The organism is Serratia montpellierensis (assembly GCF_020858655.1).
Lineage (GTDB): Bacteria > Pseudomonadota > Gammaproteobacteria > Enterobacterales > Enterobacteriaceae > Serratia > Serratia montpellierensis.
On the sequence record NZ_VOSN01000001.1, the window covers coordinates 111,255 to 133,556 of the forward strand.

Genomic DNA, 22,302 nt, shown 5'->3' on the forward strand with positions numbered 1-22,302 from the left:
GGGCGCGATGAGCGCCCTGTCTTTTTAATTCCCGCCTTTGGCCTTGGCCAACTGGGCGCGGATATTGGCCAGATGGCTCTGCCCTTTCTGCATCCGTTCTTGCGGGCTCACCACTTTGCGCTCGGATTCCCACGCCAAATCGTCCTGCGGCAGCTCCAGCAGGAAGCGGCTCGGCTCCGGCCGCACCAGCTCACCGTACTGACGACGCTCGCGGCACAGGGTGAAGATCAGCTCTTTTTGCGCGCGGGTGATCCCCACATAGGCCAGGCGCCGCTCTTCGTCGACATTGTCTTCATCGATGCTGCTCTGGTGCGGCAACAGGCCCTCTTCCATACCCACCAGGAACACGTAGGGGAACTCCAGCCCCTTGGAGGCGTGCAGCGTCATCAGCTGTACCTGATCCAGCTCTTCTTCACTTTCACCGCGCTCCATCATGTCGCGCAGGGTGAAGCGCGTCACCACCTGGGTCAGCGTCATCGGCTCGTCCAGATCGTTGCCTTCCAGCATCTCCGTCATCCAGCCGAACAGCGTGTTGACGTTCTTCATCCGCATTTCGGCGGCCTTCGGACTGGTCGAGGTTTCAAACAGCCAGCTCTCATAATCCACGCCGCGGATCAGATCGCGCACCGCCGCCACCGGCTCACGTTCCGCCTGCTGGGCGATGCCGCCGAGCCAGTGGGTAAAGCGCTGCAATGACTCCAGCCCGCGCCCGGTCAAGTGCTGGCTCAACCCCAGATCGAAACTGGCGTGGAATAAACTCTTGTTGCGCTGGTTGGCCCATTCGCCGAGCTTCTGCAGCGTCGCCGGGCCAATCTCGCGCTTGGGGGTATTGACGATGCGCAGGAAGGCGCTGTCGTCCTCCGGGTTGGTCAGCACGCGCAGATAGGCCAGCAGATCCTTGATCTCGGGGCGCGAGAAGAACGACGTGCCGCCGGAAATCTTGTACGGGATGCGGTTCTGCATCAGCATCTTTTCAAACACCCGCGACTGATGGTTACCGCGGTACAGGATCGCATAGTCGCCGTAGTTGGTCTTTTTCACGAAGTGGTGGGCGATCAGCTCCCCCACCACCCGCTCGGCTTCGTGATCCTCGTTGTTGGCGGTCACCACTTTCAGCTCTTCGCCGTACCCCAGCTCGGAAAACAGGCGTTTTTCAAACACGTGTGGGTTATTGGCGATCAGAATGTTGGCCGCCTTCAGAATACGCTCGCTGGAACGGTAGTTTTGCTCCAGCTTGATCACCTGCAGCGCCGGGAAATCTTCCTTCAGCAGCACCAGGTTCTGCGGCCGCGCGCCACGCCAGGAGTAGATCGACTGGTCATCGTCACCCACCACGGTAAAACGCGCGCGGTTGCCCACCAGCAGCTTAACCAGCTCGTACTGGCTGGTGTTGGTATCCTGGTACTCATCCACCAGCAGATAGCGGATACGCTGCTGCCAACGTTCGCGCACCTCTTCGTTGCGTTGCAGCAACAGCGTCGGCAACAGGATCAGGTCGTCGAAGTCCAGCACGTTGCACGCCCGCATATGGGCGTGGTACAGGCCGTAGCAGTGGGCGAACAGCTTGTCGCGCTCCGAGCGCGCCAGCTCCGCCGCCCGCTGGGGATCGATCAGGTCGTTTTTCCAGTTGGAGATGGTCGAAATCAGCTGCGCCACCAGCGTTTTATCGCTTTCCAGCCACTTTTCGGTCAGCTCTTTCAACAGCGCCAGCTGATCCTGGTCGTCGAACAGCGAGAAGTTGGACTTCATCCCCAACGCCACGTATTCCCGTTTGATGATCTCCAGCCCCAGGGTATGGAAGGTGGAAATCATCAGCCCGCGCGCCTCTTTACGCCCCAGGGTTTGCGACACGCGCTCTTTCATCTCGCGCGCAGCCTTGTTGGTAAAGGTCACGGCGGCGATGTGTCGCGCCTGGTAGCCGCAGTGGTGGATCAGGTGGGCTATCTTGTTGGTGATAACGCGCGTCTTGCCGGAACCGGCACCGGCCAACACCAGGCAGGGCCCGGTAACGAATTCGACGGCTTGTTGTTGGCTGGGGTTTAATCGCATGGCGCTGGCTTGCTCGACTGTAAAACGTGGAAGGGAATTGTAGCAGAAAGCGCCGATGAGATTTAGCGGGTATAATCAGCGCAATTTTCGCATCGACAAAGGCAAGACCATGGCAAAAACGGCGTGCGCCCTGCACATTCTGGTAGACAATGAAAAGCTGGCCAACGAGCTGCTGGCCAAGCTAAAGCGCGGCGTCAGCTTCGACACGCTGGCGCGCAAATACTCGAGCTGCCCGTCAAAACGCAACGGTGGCTCGCTGGGCGAATTCAACAAGGGCACGATGGTGCCGGCGTTCGATAAAGCGGTGTTCAGTATTCCGCTGCTCAAACCTTACGGCCCGGTCAAAACCCAGTTCGGTTACCACATCATCAAGGTGCTGTACCGCAACTGAGGGGGCCTGAGCCCCCTGCTGCGATTACTGCACGCTGGCGTCCGTCGCCGGCGCAGCCACCGCGGTGTCGGCCGGTTTGGCTTCTTCCGTCACCACCGCCGGCGCCGGCATCATGATGCCGTTATAGGTATCCTGCAGCTGCTTCATGCTCATTTCCGGCTCGCCCTTCGGCTGCATCAGCACCAGCGTCGCGTCCTGAGACAGCTGCAGCTTCAGCGCCTGATTCAGCGTCTCCAGCGTCAGGCTGGACAGGAACTCCTGGCGCAGCTTCTGATACAGTTCCGGCGCGATATCCACCACCCCGCTCTGCTGCGAACGCAGGCGCTGGCTCATCAGCACGTCGGTATCGGTGCGGGCGTAGGTGGCGAACAGCTTGCTCAGCTGATCGTTTTTCTGCGCCAGCAGCGCATCGAATTCCTCTTTCGACAGGCCGTTGTCCCGCACGTTGGCCAATTCACGGGCAATAAAGCCCAGGCTACTGTTCAGGTTGTTGTTCGGCGTATCCAGGTGGATAGCGCACTGTCCGCGCTGGTACTGCACGCGGCAGTCAAAGCCCAGGTGCAGGTTCTTCTGGTCGCTTTTTTCCAACGTCTGCTGGAGATGCCAGAACAGCGCCTCGCGGGCAAGATCGCCACGCCAGTAGCGGAGCAGGTTCTGCGAATCGCGAATCGGATGCCACGGTGAATCCCACATGATCGACAGCGTATCCTGCTTCACCTGCTCGCTGATCAGGCTCACCGGCTGCGGCGGCAGCGGTGTCAGCGTCGGCATCGGGGCCGGGGTTTCACGTTTGCCCTGCAGCGGCGAGAACGCCTTGTTGATCTGCTCACCCAGGCTGCGGCTGTCAATCTTGCCGACCACGAACAGCGTCATGGCGTCCGGGGTATACCACTGCTGATAGAATTTCTTCAGCTGCTCGAGGTTGACCGGCCGTTTCGCCGGCTGCGCCGGATCGTGCGCCAGCAACGTCGAGCCTTTCAGGCGGTAACGCCACCAGGCGTCTTGGGTATTGGGCGGGAAAGTGCCGACCGGATTGATGCTGGAGTTCATCACCGCGTGCACCGTATGCTCGTCGATCGCCAGTTTACCGGTGGTGTCCGCCAGCCAGGCCAGCGCCTCTTTCAGCAGGTCGGGCCGGTTGTTCGGCAGGCTGAGATTATACATGGTGAAATCATACGAGATGATAGCCGGCGGCAGCGGCCGCTCGTTATCCACGCTCTGCTGCCACAGAGCGCGCAGCTGCGGCGCAGTGAAGCTTTCGCTGCGCGCCAACGCCAGCCGCGGCAGCAGGTGGGCGAAGCCGGTCTGCTGCGAAGACTCCACCAAAGAGCCGGTATTGACGATCAGCCGCAGTTCTACGCGGTCACTCGGCCGCTGCGGCGTATCGAGAATCTGCCATGAAAACCCGTTGGCCAGCGACCCCTGCTGCCAGGCAGGATCGGGTTGTAGTGCTTCAGCCTGCACGCTGCTACTGGCGGCAGCCAATAGCAGCCCACCAACTATAAGATGAATTCTGGTGCCCTGCATGTGAACCCCTACTTAATGACTATCCAATTTCTTATGCAAATGCGTGTATTCCATTCAATGGAATCATAAAAATACGCCCTGAGTTTCACAGTGGGGCGGAAAGCAGAAAGTGTACCATCGTGTTAGACCGCGCGCCTTTGCGGATGTCACTCATTAGAGTGAAAAATAATAGATTGCGGGGTTTTTAATGCAAAAAATCGTTACGAGGCAGGGGAAGAACCTCACCGGCCGCGAATGCGGCCGGTGATTTACCGCCGATATCAGGCGGAAGGCAGCGTTTTGTCCGCGCCGGCGTTTTTGTTGTTCAGCGTGTCTTTCAGCTGTTTTTCATCCAGCTGGTTACACCATTTCGCCACGACCACGGTCGCCACGCCGTTGCCCACCAGGTTGGTCAGCGCGCGGGCTTCCGACATGAAGCGGTCGATACCGAGGATCAGCGCCAGGCCGGCCAACGGCAGATGGCCGACGGCAGAGATGGTGGCGGCCAGCACGATAAAGCCGCTGCCGGTCACGCCCGCCGCCCCTTTGGAGGAGAGCAGCAACACCACCAGCAGGGTAATCTGATGCATGATGTCCATGTGGGTGTTGGTCGCCTGCGCGATAAACACCGCGGCCATGGTCAGGTAGATAGAGGTGCCGTCCAGGTTGAAGGAGTACCCGGTCGGAATAACCAGACCCACCACCGATTTCTTGCAGCCCAGCTTCTCCATTTTATCCAGCATGCGCGGCAGCGCGGACTCGGACGACGAGGTCCCCAGCACGATCAACAGTTCTTCTTTGATGTAGTTGACGAATTTGAAAATGCTGAAGCCGTTGGCGCGGGCAATGCTGCCCAACACTACCACCACGAATAGGATACAGGTGATATAGAAGCACACGATCAGCTGGCCGAGTTGCACCAGCGTGCCGACGCCGTATTTACCGATGGTAAACGCCATGGCACCGAAGGCCCCCAGCGGCGCCAGGCGCATGATCATGTTGATGATGCCGAAAATCACCCGTGAGAAGCTGTCGATCACGTTGTAGATCAGCTGCCCTTTGTCGCCCAGACGATGCAGGGCGAAGCCGAACAGCACCGCGAACAGCAGCACCTGCAGAATGTTGCCGCTGGCGAACGCGCCGATCACGCTGCCGGGAATGATATCCAGCAGGAAAGGAATGATGCCCTGCTGCTGTGCCTGCTCGGCGTAGACCGCCACCGCCTTGGCGTCCAGCGTGCCGGGATCGACGTTCATGCCGGCACCCGGTTGCACCAGGTTGACGATCACCAGGCCGATAATCAGCGCAATGGTGCTGACGATTTCAAAATACAGCAGCGCGATGGCGCCGGTGCGGCCCACCGCCTTCATGCTTTCCATGCCGGCGATGCCGGTCACCACGGTACAGAAGATTACCGGGGCGATAATCATCTTGATCAGTTTGACGAAGCCATCGCCCAGAGGTTTCATCTCGGCGCCGAGGTCAGGGTAGAAATGGCCAAGCAGGATACCCAGCGTGATCGCCGTCAGCACCTGAAAATAGAGGCTCTTAAAGATCGTTGTTTTCATATGAACATCCTATGGGGGGAAGACACGCACCAGGCAGCAGTCTAAAAATCCAGCCTGTTCATTGCTTGCGCGGAAAATAACACCCACTTAACAACATGGAAATAATTTGTTGCACCCGCCCCTGGGGGTTGATGTGAATTTAAGAGCTGAAACGCGTCAGTCAGGGTGCAAAGCTGAAAATTGCGTAAGCCTTTGTTTGCACTAACGCAAAAGAGGTAGGGAAGGAATGGCGATTTTCGGACGGGGAAAAGTACCGGAAAAGTCAACGCGGCGCTTACGGCGCCGTGCGGCAAAACTCGGCTTCGAACGCTTCGCGCGGCAACGGCCGGGCGAACAGGAATCCTTGCCCGCTGCGAATGCCGTGCTGCAGCAGCCAGTGGCGCTGCTCGGCGTTTTCCACGCCTTCGGCCATCACCGGCAACGCCAGCACTTCAGAGATCGAGCTGACGATGCGCACCATCGCATCGTCGGCCGGCAGCCCCCGAATGAAACTGCGGTCGATTTTAATCAAGTCAATCGGCAGGGATTTCAACCGGTTCAGGTACTCCAGGCTGGAGTAGCCCATGCCGAAGTCGTCCAGCGCGATCGACAATCCCAGATCGTGCAGCTCACGCAGCAGCGCCAGCGCACGGTCGAGATCGTCGATGCGTACCGTCTCGGTGATCTCCAGCAGCAGCTTGCGCGGATCGATCCGATACTGCGCCAGCAGGTTTTTCAGATGCGGGACAAACGCCTCATCCTGCATCTGAATACCGGAAACGTTGACCGCCAGCGGCAGCTCAATACCGCGTTGCTGCCAGTCCGCCAGGATACGGCAAGACTCTTCCAGCACCCAGTTGCCGAGGGGCACGATCACGCCCAGCTCTTCCGCGAGCGGGATAACGTCGGCCGGCAGGGTATAGCTGCCGTCATACTGCTGCCAACGCAGCAGCGCTTCGGCGCCGATCACCTCGTTGGACTGCATGTCGATCTGCGGCTGCAGGAACAGCGTAAAATGCCGCTGTTCGATGCCGTGCAAGATCTCGCTCTCCTGCGTCAGCCGCTTCTGCGTGCGTTCCGTCAGGCTGGGTTCGAAGAACAGGATCTGATTTTTTCCTTCGCGGTGTGCGGACATCATCGCCGAGGTGGCGCTGCGCAGCAGCTGCTCCGCGCTCTCCCCCTGATTGAGGTAGTGCGCGATGCCGATGCTGGCGTTGGGCCGTAGCGCCAGCCCCTCCAGCGTCAACGGCGCGTTGATCTCCGCCATGATGCGCCGCGCCAGCTGCATGGCGTGGAACGGCCGCTCGGTGCCCTTGGCCAGGATGGCGAATTCGGTATTGCTCAGCTGCGCCAGCACGCCGTTTTCGTCGATGCAGCCGCGCAGCTTCTTCGCCAGCGCCAGCAGCAACGCTTCACGCATCGCCGGGCTCATCACGCCCGAGGCTTCATGCAGCGTCTCGATGCCGATCACCAGCAGGTTAAAACGCTCGGGGCGCAGACTGGAGGCGATATGCTGTTCCAGCAACGCGTTCAGCAACGCCGGATTTGGCAATTCGGTCACCGGGTGGCGGGTGCTGAGGCGGCTCATGTCGGCATGCGCCTTGGCCAGCGTCTGTTGATTGCGGTTGTAATTGCGCACCAGCAGGCCGAGCTCGTCGTCCTGATGCAGCGCCGGCAGCATCAACTGGTGATAGGGCGCTTCGTCCTGCGAGATATTTTCCAGCTCTTTGGCCATCGCGCGCAGCGGATGTACCATCAGCCGGTTCATGCACCAGGTGATGGCCACCGACAGGATCAGCGCCAGCAGCAGGTAGGTCGACAACATGGTCGACAAAATACTGAGAATAAACTGGTACATGCGGAACGAGTCAGCCTGCAGCACCAGATAGGCCAGCGGCTGCTGGTTGGCCGGCACCCGCTCCAGCGAATAGAGCGGCACGGAAATTTGGATCGGCAATTCAAACAGCCGGGCGATCAGCGTCGGCACCGGCCTCTCAGGCGGGAAATTGGCGTGCAGCGCCTGAAACTCGTTCGGCAAGACGATATCCGCCCGACTCAGAATGCCGACCGGCAACAGCGTATTCAGCACCTTTTTGGCTTCCGGCACGTCCATGCGCAACACCGCTTCCGCCAGCGGCTGGCGCACGGAGTGAGCGATATTTTCCAGTTGCTGGGCGTAGTCATCCCTGCGCTGCTGCACAAAGTGGAATAACTGGATCACGATAAAGATACAGATCGTGACCAGCGCCACGCCGGACACTGTCGCCATCTGCTTAATCGTTAACGAACGCCTGACCCGCAAACCTGCTCTCCGTCAAATCGGGCTGAAACAAAAAGGGGGCTGACTCTCACCCGCCCCCTCGAACCGGGCTGAGTATACTCGATCATCGGCTGTTTTTATCTGGCTATGCCGCAGGCAAAACCAAGAAAATCGCGGGTTTCAGTCTTTTCCTAAAGCGAACAAACGCGACCCGGACACAGGGTAACAAAACTCCCCGGTGTCCGACACTCCGAATCGTTCCCCCTCCCGGTTACTTGAAGTCGGCGTAAGGCGTCAGCGGCTGCGGCGGCAAATCGAGGTCTCCCTGCCAGCCGGCCAGGGAATAGCGCAGATAAATCAACGCGTGGCTCGGCGTATAGTCCTTCGCCTGCTGAATGTCGATGCCGGCACCGAGCGTCCAGTGCGAACTGAGGCGGCGTTCGACGATCGCTCGCAGGGTATAACCGACGCCGCTCGAAGAGCTGCCGTCCTCGACGGCGAACTTATCGGGCAGTGAATCCGGGATCAGCCCCTGCAGCGGATAACGGCGTTGGCTGTCGGTTTTCGAATGGGACAGCGAAACCGAGCCGCCCAACTCCCATGACCAGTTCTCGGTGCGCTGACGATAGTTGACCGGCAGCGCCAGCGACAGATATTGCTGCGGGCTGTAATAGCCGCCCTGTCCCAGCGAATAGCCGCTCAAATCCTTCTGGTAGTGCCACAGCATGGTATTGAGCCCAACGCTCAGGCGGCGATTGTCTTCGTTGATCAGCTTGTAGTAATAGCCGGCCATCAACCGCTGCCGCTGGTTATCCGCCACGTTCTTGCCGGTAATCTGGTGCGCGCTGAGATCGGCCCACACGCCGTTCGCCTCGCCGCGATCGTAGCTGGCACTCAGGCTGACGCCGGTGGCGCGCACGCCGCCCCAGGTGGTGCCGGTGTTCGGATCTTTGGCGCCGCCGAACGCCAGCAGCGAGCTGGAGATCGGCCGCCGCGAGGCCGCCAGCGTCCAGCCGATGTGGTTCCAGTCGCCGCTGTAGGCCAGGCCGCCGGTCCAGTCGACCACCTCAAAGCCCATCGGCGTCGTGCCGATGTCGGCGGCCCAGCGATCGTTTTTCCAGCCGGCCGCCACGCTGGTGCCGGTGGTTTTCTGGTGTTCATCGCCGCGGCACCCTTGCGTATTGCAGGTACCGAAGGTCTCGTAGTATTTGCCGCTGCCGTCGGTCGAGAAGCGGCCGGCATCCAGCTGCACGGTGTCGGTACGCAAGAAGGCGCGCCCGTCATACAGCGGCATGTCCATCTGCAGCATGGTGTCGTGCGCGTTGAAATCGGAAATGCCGCCGGTGCCGCTCGAGCGCCAGTAATCGTGATCGAGCGTGACGTTCACGTCTTGCTGCCGATACAGATCCGCAACGTCGGAGCGGATGCCGCGTTTCAGCCAGTCATCGCTCGGATTATTGCGCGTCAAATAGGTGTAGCTGTCATTGTCCTGCGGCAGGGTCGGCGTGATGCCGCCGGCCACCATCGCCTGCCGATAATCCTGCTGCGCCCGCTCCGGCTGCTGCTGAGCCTGTTCCAGACGGGCGGCGTCGCGGTAGATCAGCGCCTTGGTCTGTCCGACGGGCTCCGAAGCCGCCGCCGTTTTCAGCCGGCTGAACAGCGCATCGGCCTGCTGCGGATCGCCGACCGCACTCCAGGCGTTGGCGACCCGCCGTTGGCTGTTGAGCGAAGCGTCTTGCGGCTGCGGTTCGGTTTTCAGCCGCTGGCGCGCCGCGTCCAGATCCCCTTGCGCCACATAGGCTTCGATCTCGCCCAGCTGCGCATCCGGGTTGTTCGGTTCGCGCCGTTTCACCCGCTGATAGTCGTCCAGCGCCGCCGCATACTCCCCGCGCGCCAGCGCCCAGTCGGCGAGCAGCAAATCGATGCGGGTGTCCGCCGGCTGCCGGCGCAGATAGGCTTCCGCCGCCGGTTCGTCACCGGCCGCCCGTAGCCGTTCAGCCTGTTCGATTATCGCCTGCATTTTCAGCCGCTGCGCCAGTTCGCGCATGTTGTCGTTCCATTGCGCCGCAGGCAGCGTATTGAGCTGCGCCAGCGCCTGCCGGTCGCGATCGCTGCCGGAAAGATAGAGCGCATAGGCGTAGGTCAGCTGCGGATTGGCGTGCTGACGCTGCGCCAGCTGCCGGAACAGAGCGTCCGCCTGCTGCGGCTGCCCGGCCTGACGCAGCGCCTGCGCGTAGCGATAGGTCAGCCAGACATCGTCGGGATCCATCGCCTGAGCGCGGCGATAGATGTCCGCCGCCTGCTGCCACTGCTGCTGCGCCGCCAGCGCCTCCGCCTGCTGTTTCAACATATCGAGCCGCAGCCCGTCGAGGGTGCTGCGCAGCTTGGCCTGTTGGCTGCGCGGCAGGCCGTTGAGGTAGGCCAGCGCTTTTTCCGGCGACTGACGTTGATAGAGATTCACCAGGCCGCGCAGCGCGCTGCCGTTGCCGGGGTCGCGCCGCAACGCCTGCTGATAAAACCCTTCCGCCGCGGCGTCATCCTTGCTCGCCACCGCCACATCGCCCAGGCCGATAAACGCATCGCCGTCGCTGTCGTCGAGCTGGCGCGCCTGCTGATATTTCTGCCGGGCCAGCGCGAGATTGCCGGCCTTGAGCGCTTTGTCGCCCTCGTCGATCGCCAGCCAGTAGCCGGTGCTCTTGATCAGGCTTTGCCATTTGCTGCTGCCGTAGCCGCTCTTGTCGGCGGCCAGCGCCTGGCGGAACAGTTTCAGCGCCTGCGGGCGGTTACCGGCGCGCGAATAGGCCTGGCCGAGTGCGCCCAGCACCTCGGCGTCGTTCGGCGTCGCCGCCAGCGCCTTTTGCAACGCCGGAATGGCCGCCCGGCTGCCGCCTTTATCCACCTGCGCCAGGCCGCGTACCCGCGCCTGATAAGCCGGATCGGCCAACAGTTTCTGCTGTCTGGCCAGTTCTTCACGGGCGCTGGTCGCCTGATCGCCGGTATCGAACACGCCGAGGAAACGGTTGAGCGCCGCCACGCTTTGCGCGTTGACCGGCATCGCTTTGACCTTGTCCAGCCACAGGTCGGCGGCATCACCGCGCCCGGCCGGATCGGCGGCGATCTTCTGCAGCAGCTCATAGGCCTGCGCGTCCTGGTTCTGACTGAACAACATGCGCAGCGCCACGTTGCCGGAATATTGCTGGTCCAGCGCCTGCAGCTGCTTCAACGCCTTCGCCTCCTGCCCCGGCAAACGCGCCACCAGCCGCCAATACTCTACCGCCAGATCGAGCGTCGGCGGCTCGCCGTGGAACAACGCATCGTACTGCGCCTTGGCCTCCGGCAGCCGGCCGGCGGTCGCCATCAGGCGCGCCTGCTGCAGCTTTTGCCGGGTTTCCGGCTGGGTCAGCAACATGTTCATTTGCGCCTGGCGATAGGCGCTGGACTGCGGCGCGAGGGTTTTCAGCTTGTCCAGCTGCTGTTGCGCCAGCGCCATGTTGCCCTGCCGCAGCGCCAAACGCATGCGCGCGGCGATCACGTCCGGATTATTCGGATCCATCAGTTCGAGCCGGTACAGCGACTGGCGCACCAGATCGTCCTTGTTGCCGGCCTCGCCAATGCGTACCTGCTCCAGCAGCCACTGCTCCGGGGCCACGGCCTCCGCAGCGCGCGCCTGCGGCAGCATCGCCAGGCTCAGCGGAATCAAATTCAGCCAGTTTATTTTGAAGTTGTGCATTGGCCGTCCCACGAGGGTTGCAATTCACCCTGTCGATTAAAGCGATAGCGTTGTTGATCCCACCCCTGACCGAACAACGTCAGCGAGGCGCTGAAATAAGCGTCGTCACCCGGCGGATGTTCGCTGATGCGTTGCCGCTGTGTCGCCAGCGCCTCGGCCTGCGTCGCCAACATCGGCAGCATCGAGGCGGAAAAGCCGACCGGGCCGTCACCGGTGGTTTTGCCGCTGGCCGTATCGGTTTTCTCCGGCGGCACGCCCTGTTTGGCGGTGAGCTTCGCCATCGGCTGGAAGCGTGCGAGCAGCGCCGCCTTATGCTCATCGTCGTCCGCCAGCATGCCGGCCCACAGATAGACCCGAATAGCGTCGTAGCTGCCGACGTTCGGCTTGACGGTATCCGGCTGCCAGCCGGTGCCGACCCGCCACACCACCCAGTCCGGTGAGAAGCCGTGCGGCGCGGTATCCAGCCACAGCCGCTGATTGACCTGGCGCATCGCGCGCCACGGGCCGTTCAGCGCCGCAAAACGCGCCAGCAGCTGCGGCGGCAGGTAGCTGGGGTTCAGCCGCCAGCGATCTTCCGCCACAAACCCGACTTTGCCCGGCAGCAACATCAGACCCAGGCCGGGAATGTCGGCCACTTCCTCGCGGCCGATGCGTTGCAGCAGCAGCGTTCCCAGGGTTTGATAACGCCGGCTTTTCCACAGGCGGCCGGCTTCGAGCAGGTTATAAGCGATCCACAGATCGGCATCCGACGCCGAGTTGGCGTCCAGCACCTTCCACTGTTTGTCGTCGTTCTCGCCCCACAGCCAGGCGGGCAAACGGGCGCTGAGATCGCCCGCCGCCAGGTTGTTCTCCGTCCAGGCCAACAGCCGATCGAAGGTCGGCCGGTCGTTGGCCACCAGAGCGAAGAACAAGCCGTAACTCTGTCCCTCGGAGGTGGTGATTTTGTTCGGGCTGCTCGGATCGATCACCCGCCCCTGCGGGCTGATGTAGAACTGCTTGTACTGTTGCCAGCCCGGCCACTCGCAGGCCGCCGCCGCGCTGAACGCGCACAGCAGCAGCATGCCGAGCGACAGGCGTTGCAGCATCGCGCTCACCGCCGTCAATCCCGATCTTCAGGCGCCAGACGACGCCGGCTGAAGGCCTTCAGGCCGCGCCACAGCATCAGCCCCAGGATCACCACCAGCACCACCGCGATCACCGCCAGCAGTACCGGATGGGTGGAGAGGGCATACCACAGCCGCTCCCACCACGGCAGGTGGCCGACATAGTAAATATCGCCGACGCGCAGGCTGTTGACCCCCGATTCGCGGATCACCGCCACCGAACCAAACACCGCGGCGCGCTTGCCGCTGTCCAGCAGGGCATTGTTGAGCAGCTCATAGCCGCGCGGGCTGTCCGCCAACAGCGCCACGATGCTACGTTGGTCGTTGAACGGCGACTGTACGCCGATGATCGCCGACATTGCGCCCTCGGAGCTGACGGTGGTCTTGCTGTCCGGCTTGGTGTCCTCTGCCAGCACTTCCGCACTCGGCAGCGGCGGCTGCCGCGTCGGCTGTTTCACCCAGCTTTGGGTCGCGTCCACCAGCAGACTGATTTTCTTGTCGTCGCGCAGCTCCGGCGGAATGGTGCCGACCATCAGGATGTCGTCGTCGCGATCCTTGGCCTGCGACCAGTCGTCGCTCAGCGTGAAGGCCAGCGCCGGATAACCGGTTTGCGCGCCGATCACGCCCAGCGCGTTCAGCAGCGCGCTGACCTGCGTCGGCTGCGGTTTCTGGTTCACCAACACCAGCGTTTGCGACAGATCCGCCAGGCGGCTGAACGGGAAACCGGCGTTGGCGAAAGCGCGCAGGTCCGGCATCGCCATAAAGTGGCGGTAGCCGGAGAAATCGATGGTGGACGCGCCGTCGATCACCGCGTGGTTTTGCGTGAAGGAGTAGGTTTCGCAGCGCCCTTCCGCGCCGCTGGCCAGCAGCGTGGTGTAATCGAAGTCAAAGCGCAGCTGGTTGGTGGCCCCGAGCCGCAGCGCCGGAATGCTGACGTTTTTGTCGGAATCGAGCAGCCCCTGCGTCAACGGCAAGCGCAGCAGCTGTGCGCCCTGTTCGTGTTCCGGCACCAGCGAGTAAGCCTGCACGAACTGGTTGTTCAGACTGACGCTCAGCCGCGAACCATCCTGAATGCGCGGCGCGGTATAACGGTATTTCAGGTGCATGTCGATGCCGGTGCTGCGGATCAGGAACAGATCCGGCGGCAGGTTCATGGTCAGCGAGATCGGGCCGGGCTCGATGCCGCTGGTTTGCAGCTGTTCGGCGTATTGCTGCAGCTCGGCGAAGGTCATCGGCCGATCGGTGCGCACCCAGTTCGGCGCGTCGTAAGGCTGGCGCGGCGCGAGCTGCTCCACCTTGTCCACCGTCACGTTCTGGCCACGGAACAGGATGTTGCCCTGCGCGATGCCCTTCACCGCGGTGATCAAATCGTTGTCGTCACGCCCCTGTATCAGCAGCAGTTTGACGTACGGATTGTCGGGGTGGCTGATCATCTCCACCGTCGGGCCGTTGACCGCCGGATAATCGCGCAGGAAATCCGGACGCTGCTGGTTGGTGGCAAATACCACCGCGTGCTGCGCCGGCAGCGCGTTGTACAGCGTCGGGAAAGATTGCCCGCGCCACTGCGCCTTGCTGCCGAACCAGGAGGCCAGAATGCCCGCCGCGCGCTGCTGGGCCAGATCCGGCTGGCCGGCGAACACCATCGGCAGCGTCAGCGGCCGATTATCGCGGCTGTCGAAGAACGGCTCAGGGAAGTGCGACAGCTCGTTTTTCACCGGTAGCGTCTGGAAACGCAGCTTCAGCGCGCTGGATTTGCTGACATCGAGCCACAGCGAGGTGCTGGCCGGGTTTTCGCAGATGTTCTGATAATGGCCGACGAACACCAGCCTGACGCGGTTAAAATCGGTGATATAGCGCGGATCGATCGCCATCTGGATGCGATTGGGCTTACCCAACTGCTCCTTGGCGATCGTGGTCACCCCCATCAGCTCGTCGTTCAGGTAGACCTTGACGTGCGACTCCACCGGGATCAGCGCCGGCGACGGCGTGAACTCCATATCGAGCATCGCCTGCGAGACCACCTCATCGCTGCGCACGCCGAATTCGATCTGCCCGTCGGGCCGGGTGCCGCGCAGAACAAAGGTGCCCGGCGGCGGCGCTATCTGCGCAAACGGCAGCGACACGTCGCGCACCGGCGCATTCGGATCCTGCGGCGCGGCGGTCGGCGGTGGCGCGGTCGCCGTATCGGCCGCCGCGGCGATCGGCGGCTGGGCCACCACGGTCGGCGCGGTGGCGGTTTCGGCCTGCGACAGGGTGCTGATGCCTAAGGCCAGAGCAGTTAACCAGGTTATTTTTCTCGTCATCGTATCATCATCAATGTTGGAGCCTGTTCACCGGGCGAGTGAGCGGGCGGTTGAACTCGCAGCTAACCCACTGTTTCTTTTTGACCCAAGGTCGGATCCCTGCCGACGCCGCGTGGAATAAACGACACTACCCAGGCGGTCAGCGACGTGACCCCGACCAGCAGACCGCGCACCAGCGGCGGCGCGTAATCCGCCATGCGCACATAGCCCCGGAAGCCCAGCGCCAGCACGTCGCGCAGGCTTTCGATCGGCCGGTCTTCAGGGAACCCGTCCTGCCACAGCGCCCAGGTATCGGCGCGGGCGAAGGTGCACTGAATGAAATCGATGTGTTCACGGGTGGAGAGGTCGACCAGGCGCACCCCCACCTTGTTGCCGAAGGCGCGCGTCACCACGCAGGGGAAGCTGTACTCCTGCTGGCCGCGCTTGAGCAGCAGCGAGGCTTTGTCGCCGTCTTTCAACGCGTTTTCCACCCGCATTTCGATGCCCACCCCGCCGTCGGAATAATCGCGCAGCGTGCAGGGATACAGATGGCCGTCGGCGCGCGCGATCGCCGCCGGCATGGCGATTTCCACGCGGTGCGCCTGACGCACTTGCTTGGCCTCCACCGCCACCGCCACCGCGCCGCCGAGAATGGTCATGTTGTACAACACCCACACCAGGCTGATGATCACCGTCATCACCTCGTCCGTCGGGCCATAGGCCAATCGCCAGACGCCAAACGCCAGCCCGGCCAGGTTCAGGACCACCAGGAACATGTAAGGGCGGGTGATCACCCAGTCGACGTGCTCTTCCTCCACCAGCCCACCCTTGGCGGTGACGTTGAATTTGCCTTTGTGCGGATTGAACAGCGCCACCGTTGTCGGCCGCGCGATATACCAAGCCAGCACCGTTTCATAGATTTCGCTCCAGAACGAATGGCGGTATTTCCCCTGGATACGCGAGTTGGTCAGGCTGGCGTGGATCATGTGCGGCAGCACGTAAAGCGCGATCGCCAGCGCCGGCGCGAAGATGATGTAGGCATGCAGCAGCAAAAATGCCAGCGGTGCGGTGAGGAAGATCAGCCGCGGAATGCCCGACAGGAAGTGCAGCATGGCGTTGGCGTAGCACAGGCGCTGCGCCAGTTTCAGCCCCTTGCCCAGCAGCGGGTTGTCGAGCCGGAAGATCTGCACCATGCCGCGCGCCCAGCGAATGCGCTGGCCGATGTGTGCCGACAGGCTTTCGGTCGCCAGCCCGGCGGCCTGCGGAATGCGGATATAGGCCGAGGTATGTCCACGCCGGTGCAAACGCAGCGAGGTATGGGCGTCTTCCGTGACGGTTTCCACCGCGATGCCGCCGATCTCGTCCAGCGCGCTGCGGCGCAGGATGGCGCAAGAACCGCAGAAGAAGGTGGCGTCCCACATGTCGTTGCCGTCCTGCACCAGCCCGTAGAACAAGGTGCCCTCGTTGGGCGTCTGGCGGAAACGCCCCAGGTTGCGCTCGAACGGGTCCGGCGAGAAGAAGTGGTGCGGGGTTTGCAACATCGCCAGCTTTTTGTCTTTGAAGAACCAGCCCATGGTCAGCTGCAGGAAGGAACGCGTCGGGACGTGGTCGCAGTCGAAAATCGCCACGAACTCGCCGGTGGCCTGTTTCAGCGCATTGTTGATGTTGCCGGCCTTGGCGTGTTCGTGGGTCGGCCTGGCGATGTATTTCACCCCCACTTCGGCGGCGAACGCCCGGAATTCGGGGCGATTGCCGTCGTCGAGGAGATAGATATTCACCTTTTCCTTCGGCCAATCGATGCCCAGCGCCGCATAGAGGGTGGGCTTCACCACCCCGAGATCTTCGTTATAGGTCGGCACCATCAGATCGATGGTCGGCCAGGTGGTGCTGTCTTCGGGCAACGGCACCGGCTGGCGGTTAAGCGGCCAGATAGTCTGGAAATAGCCCAGCACCAGCACCACCCAGGCGTAGGTTTCTGCCACCAGCAGCAACAGGCCGCACACCAGACTGAGCGGATCGTCCCAGTTCAACGTGGCAGTATAACGCCACCACAGATAGCGACAGGAGACGGTCAGCGACAGCACGATCAGCATCAACGCAGGCAAACGCCCCGGCACCCGGCGCACCACCATCGCGATCCCCCACAGCAACACGACGAATACGAACTGCGCCGACAGATCGAACGGTTGCGAGATACACAGCATGGCGAGGATCGCCGCCAATACGCCGACCAGAATAAACAGCGCGCGCCGCAATCCACGGTTCATGCGGCCGAGGCGCTCTACCGAGCGCTGTTCCACACCGGCGTTTTTCAGACGCTGCGGCAGGCCCTGCAGCCAATCGGCATAGCGCTGTTGCAGGCGGCGCCAACCGGCGAAATAGTCGCGCTGTACCGGCGCGCGGCCGCTGCGAAACAGCAGCAGCCACAGGCCCTGCAGCAGATAGCGCAGCGCATCCGCCGGGCGCGGGCGTTCGGCGGACAGATGCGGGAACCAATAAGCGCGGCCGGCGCGCACGCGCTGCCAGGCCGGTGACTCGAAGCGCAACAGCATCCACCCCAGCGCCACCAGCAGCGTGGCGAAAAAGGCCGTCAGCGCCGACGCGCCGTTGCGCCGATAGCCGCGGTAGCGCGTCTGCACCGCCTGACGCACCGGCGGCACCAGCAGCAGGCTCAGCACCCGGCTCATGGCGCAACGCCCCGCTTGAGGTTGATCAGACACCAGTTGGCCAGCGTCAGCACTTCATCCGCAGCCAGACTCTCGGGACGGTACTCGCCCAACGGCTGTTTGACCGCCAGCGCTTCCGCCAACGCTTCGTCGCGGTGGATCACCACCGGCAACAGGCCGCTCAGCGTTTGCAGCCACAGCTGATGCAGATCCTGCTGCAGCTGGCTGGCGGAGGAGTAGTGATTGACCAGGAAACGGCAGTCGTTCGGCAGCGTCTGCTGATGGAGCCGTACCTGACAGTTGGCGTCGGGGTTCAACAGCACGAACACGCTGTCGGCAAGCTGCAGCGCCTGCTGCGCCAGAACGCCGTCGCCGACCGGCACATCCAGCAGGATCCAGCGCTGCGGATCGCCGGCGATCAGTTGGCGCACATTGTCGCGCCAGCGTTCGGGCTGCTGCCGACACTGGTGCTGCACTTCCAGCCGTTCCGCCACATTCAGGCGACCAAACGGCAGAAAATCGAGGTTTTCACAATAACGCAGCGCGCCCTCCTGCCAGCCACCGCCGTCCTGTTCCGCGCGGGCCCAGCCGCGCGCCAGCTCGAACGGCGTGTTGAAATGCAGACGCAGCAGATTATCCGGCGTGAAATCGATCGCCAACACCGATTCACCCAGCTGCTGCAACGCCCAGGCGAGCGCCGCCGTGACCGACGTCGTCCCCATCCCACCCCGCAGCCCTTGCAGCGCAATCACAGGCATAGATCAGTGGCTCCCCGTGGTCAGCGCCAATTCGGCCAGCAGCGGCCAACGCGTCATCATTTGCGCCAATCGTTCCTGCCGCGAGATATCGACATAGCTTAATTTCGGCAATGAAAAAGCCTGGCTGAGCGCCTGCAGGTCATCCTGACTCTCCCCAGGCGCCGCAGCACGAAAATGGGTGGGTGCGTTATTCATTCTTCCGCCTTGGCGAAAATAGGCTATGTTAATTAACTATAGCAACGATACAAAAAGAGACAGGCAATAAGATGATTCTCAACAAATATTGTTGAAGAGCGTCGGATATTTGTTATTGCCAGAGTAAAAATGGCTATCTTTAAATATAAACGCCTTTAGTCGGCTTTCAACGAAAGTAGAGCACACCCTATGGCGCACTCTTTTTCTCTAGGCATTCGGCAGATTTGGGAAGAGCTGTCGATGATGCAGGCCCCCGGGCTTTATTGGATCAATATCGACAGGCAAAGCGACGCCGCGTTGCTGTGTCGCCAGGTCATCGCCGCCCAGCCGGCCACCCACAAAGTCGCCCTGATCTGCAGCGGCGATAAACCCGAAAGCTTGCTGGCCGAGCTGGCTTCGCCTGCTTTGCAAAAGCTGCCGCTGTATCAATTACCGGAGAAAAAAGCCGCGCTGACGCAGTTGAGCGACGATCTGATGCGCGCCCTACGGCCGCAACATCGCTTACTTATCCTGCTGGCCCACGCCAGCCTGTGGCAAACCTTCACCACCGAAGAGCTGCGCGAGTGGACGCGTACCCTCGCCGCCTGGCTGCGGCGGCAGGGCTGTACGCTGTTGATCCTCAGCCACGGCGGCGGCATCAATAAACTCAAGGGGCAGCTCAGCGCTCAGCATCGCATCCTGAACGGCCTGTCCAGCCTGCAATGGCAGCAGGACAGCGCGCAGTATCTGGTGAACTGGTGGAGCACCGAAAACGGCATCAACGCCAATCAGCTGCTGACGCTATACGCGGCACAGGGCGGCTGGCAGGGTGAAGATGAAAATAGCCAACCCTCCCCCACCGCCTTGCGCAGCGACGAAGGCCTGTATCTGGCCGAGCGCAGCATCCTGGAAGGCGCGCCGCCGCTGTCCGCCAACTGGCAACTGCTGGAAAGCAACGACGAGCTGGCGCAGCATGGCATGCTGCGGCTCTCGGCGACGTTGATTTTCGCGTTGTACCAAAGCGATCAAATCGATCACCTGGCGCACCAGATCCACACCCTGCGCCGCAGCCGCGGCAACGGGCTGAAAATCGCGGTGCGCGAGATGAGCGCCAGCCTGCGCTACAGCGACGAACGGCTGCTGCTGGCCTGCGGCGCCAACCTGATCGTGCCGCACGTCGCCCCGCTGTCGCGTTTTCTGACCATGCTGGAGGGCATCCAGGGGCAGCGCTTCTCACGCCATGTGCCCGCCGACATCGATGCGCTGCTGGCCGGTTTGCGCCCGCTGCAGCTTAAAGGCTATATGCGACCGGAACCGTTCAGCCAGGCGGTGCTTTCGCTGATGGGCAACACGCTGCTGCCCGAGGACGGCAAAGGGGTGATGGTGGCGTTGCGCCCGGCCACCGGCCTGCGCGCCGAACAGGCGATGACCCTGTGCCACCTGCGGCGCTTCGGCGACGTGATGACCGTGGTGCAGGGGCGGCTGGTGTTGTTCCTCTCCACCTGCCGCATCAACGATTTGGATACCGCGCTGAAGTTCATCTTCCGCCTGCCGGTGGATGAAGCCTTCAGCAACCGGGTGGTGTGGCACCAAGACGTCGATATCATTTCGGAAATCAAGCGTATGGCCCAGGGGCGCTGGCAGATTTCGGCCACCGGCACCGCCGGCACCGCGCCGCGCCCCAGCGTGGCGGCGGCCGAGGTGCCCGCAGAACGGCGGCAGCCGGTCGCCTTCACGCTGTCGCTCGGCCCGCAGGAGGAACCGCATGCTGAACCTTAACGACATCGTGCAACTGATCCTGCTGTGCGCGCTGATCTTCATCCCGCTGGGCTACGCCTTTCACCGGCGTTTTCCGCATTTGCGTCAATACTGGCAAAACCTGTTGTTATCGCCGCGCTATTTGAAATCCGCCGGTTTGTGGGTGCGCACAGGCTCCTCATCTCAGATTAAACGTAAGAAGCAGCCATGAATCCAAACTCGAAGACGCAATCCGATAACGCTCTGTGGCGCTACTGGCGTGGGCTGGGCGGCTGGAACCTCTACTTTCTGGCCAAATTCGCCCTGCTGTGGTTCGGCTATCTGAATTTCCACGCGCTGCCAAACCTGGTGTTCATGGCATTTCTGCTGATGCCGATCCCCTCACAGCGCCTGCACCGCTGGCGCCACTACCTCGCTATCCCGATCGGCATCGCGCTGTTCTACCACGATACCTGGTTGCCGGGCATCAACAGCATTCTCAGCCAGGGATCGCAGCTGACCGGCTTCAGCGCCCAGTATCTGCTGGAACTGACCAATCGCTTCATCAACTGGCAGATGGTCGGCGCCGCCTTCGTGCTGATTATCGCCTACCTGTTCGTCGCACAGTGGATACGCGTCACGGTGTTCACCGTGGCGGCGCTGGTGTGGCTTAATATCGTCAACATCGCCGGGCCGGCGATCTCACTGCTGCCCGCCACCTCTACGGCCTCGGCCGGTGCCGCCAATACGCCGGCCACGTCCGCACCGGCGGCGGGGGACAGCGCGCCGGCAGACAGCCTGCCGCCGACCAGCGCCAACCTGACGGCCTACCTGAATCAGTTCTACGAGCGGGAAAAAGGCCGCGCCACCGCGTTCCCGGCCACCTTGCCCGCCGACGCCCAGCCGTTCGATCTGCTGGTGATCAACATCTGTTCGCTGGCCTGGGCCGATATGGAGGCGGTCAACCTGCAGAATCACCCGCTGTGGTCGAAGATGGACATCATGTTCGACAGCTTCAACTCGGCCACCGCCTACAGCGGCCCGGCGGCCATCCGCCTGCTGCGCGCCAGCTGCGGCCAGCTTTCGCATCACGATCTGTACCAGCCGGTGAACCAGCAGTGTTACCTGTTCGACAACCTGGCGAAGCTCGGCTTCAAGGAACAGCTGATGCTCGATCACTCCGGGGTATTCGGCAACTTCCTGAAAGAGCTGCGCGAACAGGGCGATATGCAGGCACCGCTGATGTCGCAGGCCGGCATCGGCAACGAGCTGACGTCGTTCGACGGTGAACCGATTTATAACGATCTCGAATTGCTGACCCGCTGGCTGGATCAGCAGCAAAAAGCCGGCGACGGCCGCACCGCCACCTTCTTCAACATCATTCCGCTGCACGACGGCAACCGCTTCGTCGGCGCCAACAAGAGCGCCGACTACCAACCGCGCGCGCAGAAGTTGTTCGATCAGCTGAACACCTTCCTCGATCAGCTGGAGAAATCCGGCCGCAAAGTAGTGGTGGTGATCGTGCCGGAACACGGGGCGGCGTTGGTGGGCGACAAGATGCAAATGTCCGGCCTGCGCGACATCCCCAGCCCGAACATCACCCATACGCCGGTCGGCATCAAACTGGTGGGCATGAAGGCGCCGCATCAGGGCAGTCCGTTGCAGATCAAGACGCCGAGCAGCTATCTGGCGCTGTCGGAACTGGTGTCGCGCCTGGTGGACGGCAAAGTGTTCAGCGAGTCCAGCGTCGACTGGCAGGCGCTGACGCAGGGGCTGCCACAGACCCCGGTCATCTCCGAAAATGACAACGCCATCGTCATGCAATATCAGGGCAAACCCTACATTCGCTTGAACGGCGGTGACTGGGTGCCTTATCCGCAATAAACGCGGCTTCATCAACCAAAGCACGCCGCCGGCGTGCTTTTTTTTAGGGTTTTTATAATAAAAAACGGCGGCGCTTATCGGGCAAAAAAACGTCATTAATAACAAGTCGTTAAATTCTATTATTCGACAATTATCAATATACGAAGATTCTTAAAAAATAACATTTAATAAACCTGGCGAGGACATTCATTAAAATAGCGGCTTATGACGACTGC

14 protein-coding genes are annotated in these 22,302 nt (G+C 61.9%); 4 read left to right on the forward strand and 10 right to left on the reverse strand.

The window, feature by feature from the left end; translation table 11 throughout:
• Nucleotides 1–24: 24 nt before the first annotated feature.
• Entirely contained in the window at nt 25–2,049 is a 2,025-nt protein-coding gene (rep, locus tag FUU19_RS00540; RefSeq protein ID WP_063918216.1) for a DNA helicase Rep, read from the reverse strand.
• Nucleotides 2,050–2,158: 109 nt separating this feature from the next.
• Between rep and ppiC the strand changes: the two genes are divergently transcribed.
• Entirely contained in the window at nt 2,159–2,440 is a 282-nt protein-coding gene (gene ppiC, locus FUU19_RS00545) for a peptidylprolyl isomerase PpiC (RefSeq protein WP_099782493.1), read from the forward strand.
• A gap of 24 nt (nt 2,441–2,464) precedes the next feature.
• On the opposite strand, the gene FUU19_RS00550 is transcribed toward ppiC, so the two are convergent.
• The 9 genes from FUU19_RS00550 to bcsR form a co-directional block, all read right to left on the reverse strand.
• Complete coding sequence (locus tag FUU19_RS00550; protein WP_141971711.1) at nt 2,465–3,967, reverse strand: M16 family metallopeptidase; 1,503 nt, start codon at nt 3,965–3,967, stop codon at nt 2,465–2,467.
• Between the two features lie 260 nt (nt 3,968–4,227).
• Complete coding sequence (locus tag FUU19_RS00555) at nt 4,228–5,514, reverse strand: dicarboxylate/amino acid:cation symporter (protein WP_141971712.1); 1,287 nt, start codon at nt 5,512–5,514, stop codon at nt 4,228–4,230.
• A 274-nt stretch (nt 5,515–5,788) separates the two neighbouring features.
• The gene (gene hmsP, locus FUU19_RS00560; protein WP_230489500.1) at nt 5,789–7,795 is read right to left on the reverse strand and encodes a biofilm formation regulator HmsP; all 2,007 of its coding nucleotides are present in this window, start codon (nt 7,793–7,795) and stop codon (nt 5,789–5,791) included.
• A gap of 229 nt (nt 7,796–8,024) precedes the next feature.
• Nucleotides 8,025–11,483: a cellulose synthase complex outer membrane protein BcsC gene (bcsC, locus tag FUU19_RS00565; protein WP_230489501.1), complete on the reverse strand. Its 3,459-nt coding sequence runs from the start codon at nt 11,481–11,483 to the stop codon at nt 8,025–8,027.
• Complete coding sequence (gene bcsZ / locus FUU19_RS00570; RefSeq protein ID WP_197833953.1) at nt 11,465–12,577, reverse strand: cellulose synthase complex periplasmic endoglucanase BcsZ; 1,113 nt, start codon at nt 12,575–12,577, stop codon at nt 11,465–11,467. The genes bcsC and bcsZ overlap by 19 nt, the downstream gene beginning before the upstream one ends.
• A 5-nt stretch (nt 12,578–12,582) precedes the next feature.
• Nucleotides 12,583–14,889 carry a cellulose biosynthesis cyclic di-GMP-binding regulatory protein BcsB gene (gene bcsB / locus FUU19_RS00575; RefSeq protein ID WP_230489502.1) on the reverse strand — a complete coding sequence of 769 codons (2,307 nt, stop codon included), beginning with the start codon at nt 14,887–14,889 and terminating at the stop codon, nt 12,583–12,585.
• Nucleotides 14,890–14,951: 62 nt separating this feature from the next.
• The gene (gene bcsA / locus FUU19_RS00580; protein WP_197834009.1) at nt 14,952–17,555 is read right to left on the reverse strand and encodes a UDP-forming cellulose synthase catalytic subunit; all 2,604 of its coding nucleotides are present in this window, start codon (nt 17,553–17,555) and stop codon (nt 14,952–14,954) included.
• Nucleotides 17,552–18,292 (reverse strand): cellulose biosynthesis protein BcsQ, encoded by a 741-nt coding sequence (bcsQ, locus tag FUU19_RS00585; protein WP_141971724.1) that lies wholly within the window; start codon nt 18,290–18,292, stop codon nt 17,552–17,554. Before bcsQ ends, bcsA begins: the two co-directional genes overlap by 4 nt.
• Nucleotides 18,293–18,295: 3 nt before the next feature.
• Nucleotides 18,296–18,487 (reverse strand): cellulose biosynthesis protein BcsR, encoded by a 192-nt coding sequence (gene bcsR / locus FUU19_RS00590; protein WP_141971726.1) that lies wholly within the window; start codon nt 18,485–18,487, stop codon nt 18,296–18,298.
• Between the two features lie 189 nt (nt 18,488–18,676).
• Here bcsR and bcsE point away from each other — a divergent pair, with 189 nt between their 5' ends.
• From bcsE to bcsG, 3 genes are read left to right on the forward strand one after another with little or no spacing between them, the layout of a single operon-like run.
• Nucleotides 18,677–20,245, forward strand: a complete 1,569-nt coding sequence (gene bcsE, locus FUU19_RS00595; RefSeq protein ID WP_230489503.1) for a cellulose biosynthesis protein BcsE — start codon at nt 18,677–18,679, stop codon at nt 20,243–20,245.
• Nucleotides 20,232–20,435 (forward strand): cellulose biosynthesis protein BcsF, encoded by a 204-nt coding sequence (bcsF, locus tag FUU19_RS00600; protein WP_004934139.1) that lies wholly within the window; start codon nt 20,232–20,234, stop codon nt 20,433–20,435. Before bcsE ends, bcsF begins: the two co-directional genes overlap by 14 nt.
• Complete coding sequence (bcsG, locus tag FUU19_RS00605; RefSeq protein WP_141971731.1) at nt 20,432–22,087, forward strand: cellulose biosynthesis protein BcsG; 1,656 nt, start codon at nt 20,432–20,434, stop codon at nt 22,085–22,087. Before bcsF ends, bcsG begins: the two co-directional genes overlap by 4 nt.
• Nucleotides 22,088–22,302 lie beyond the last annotated feature (215 nt).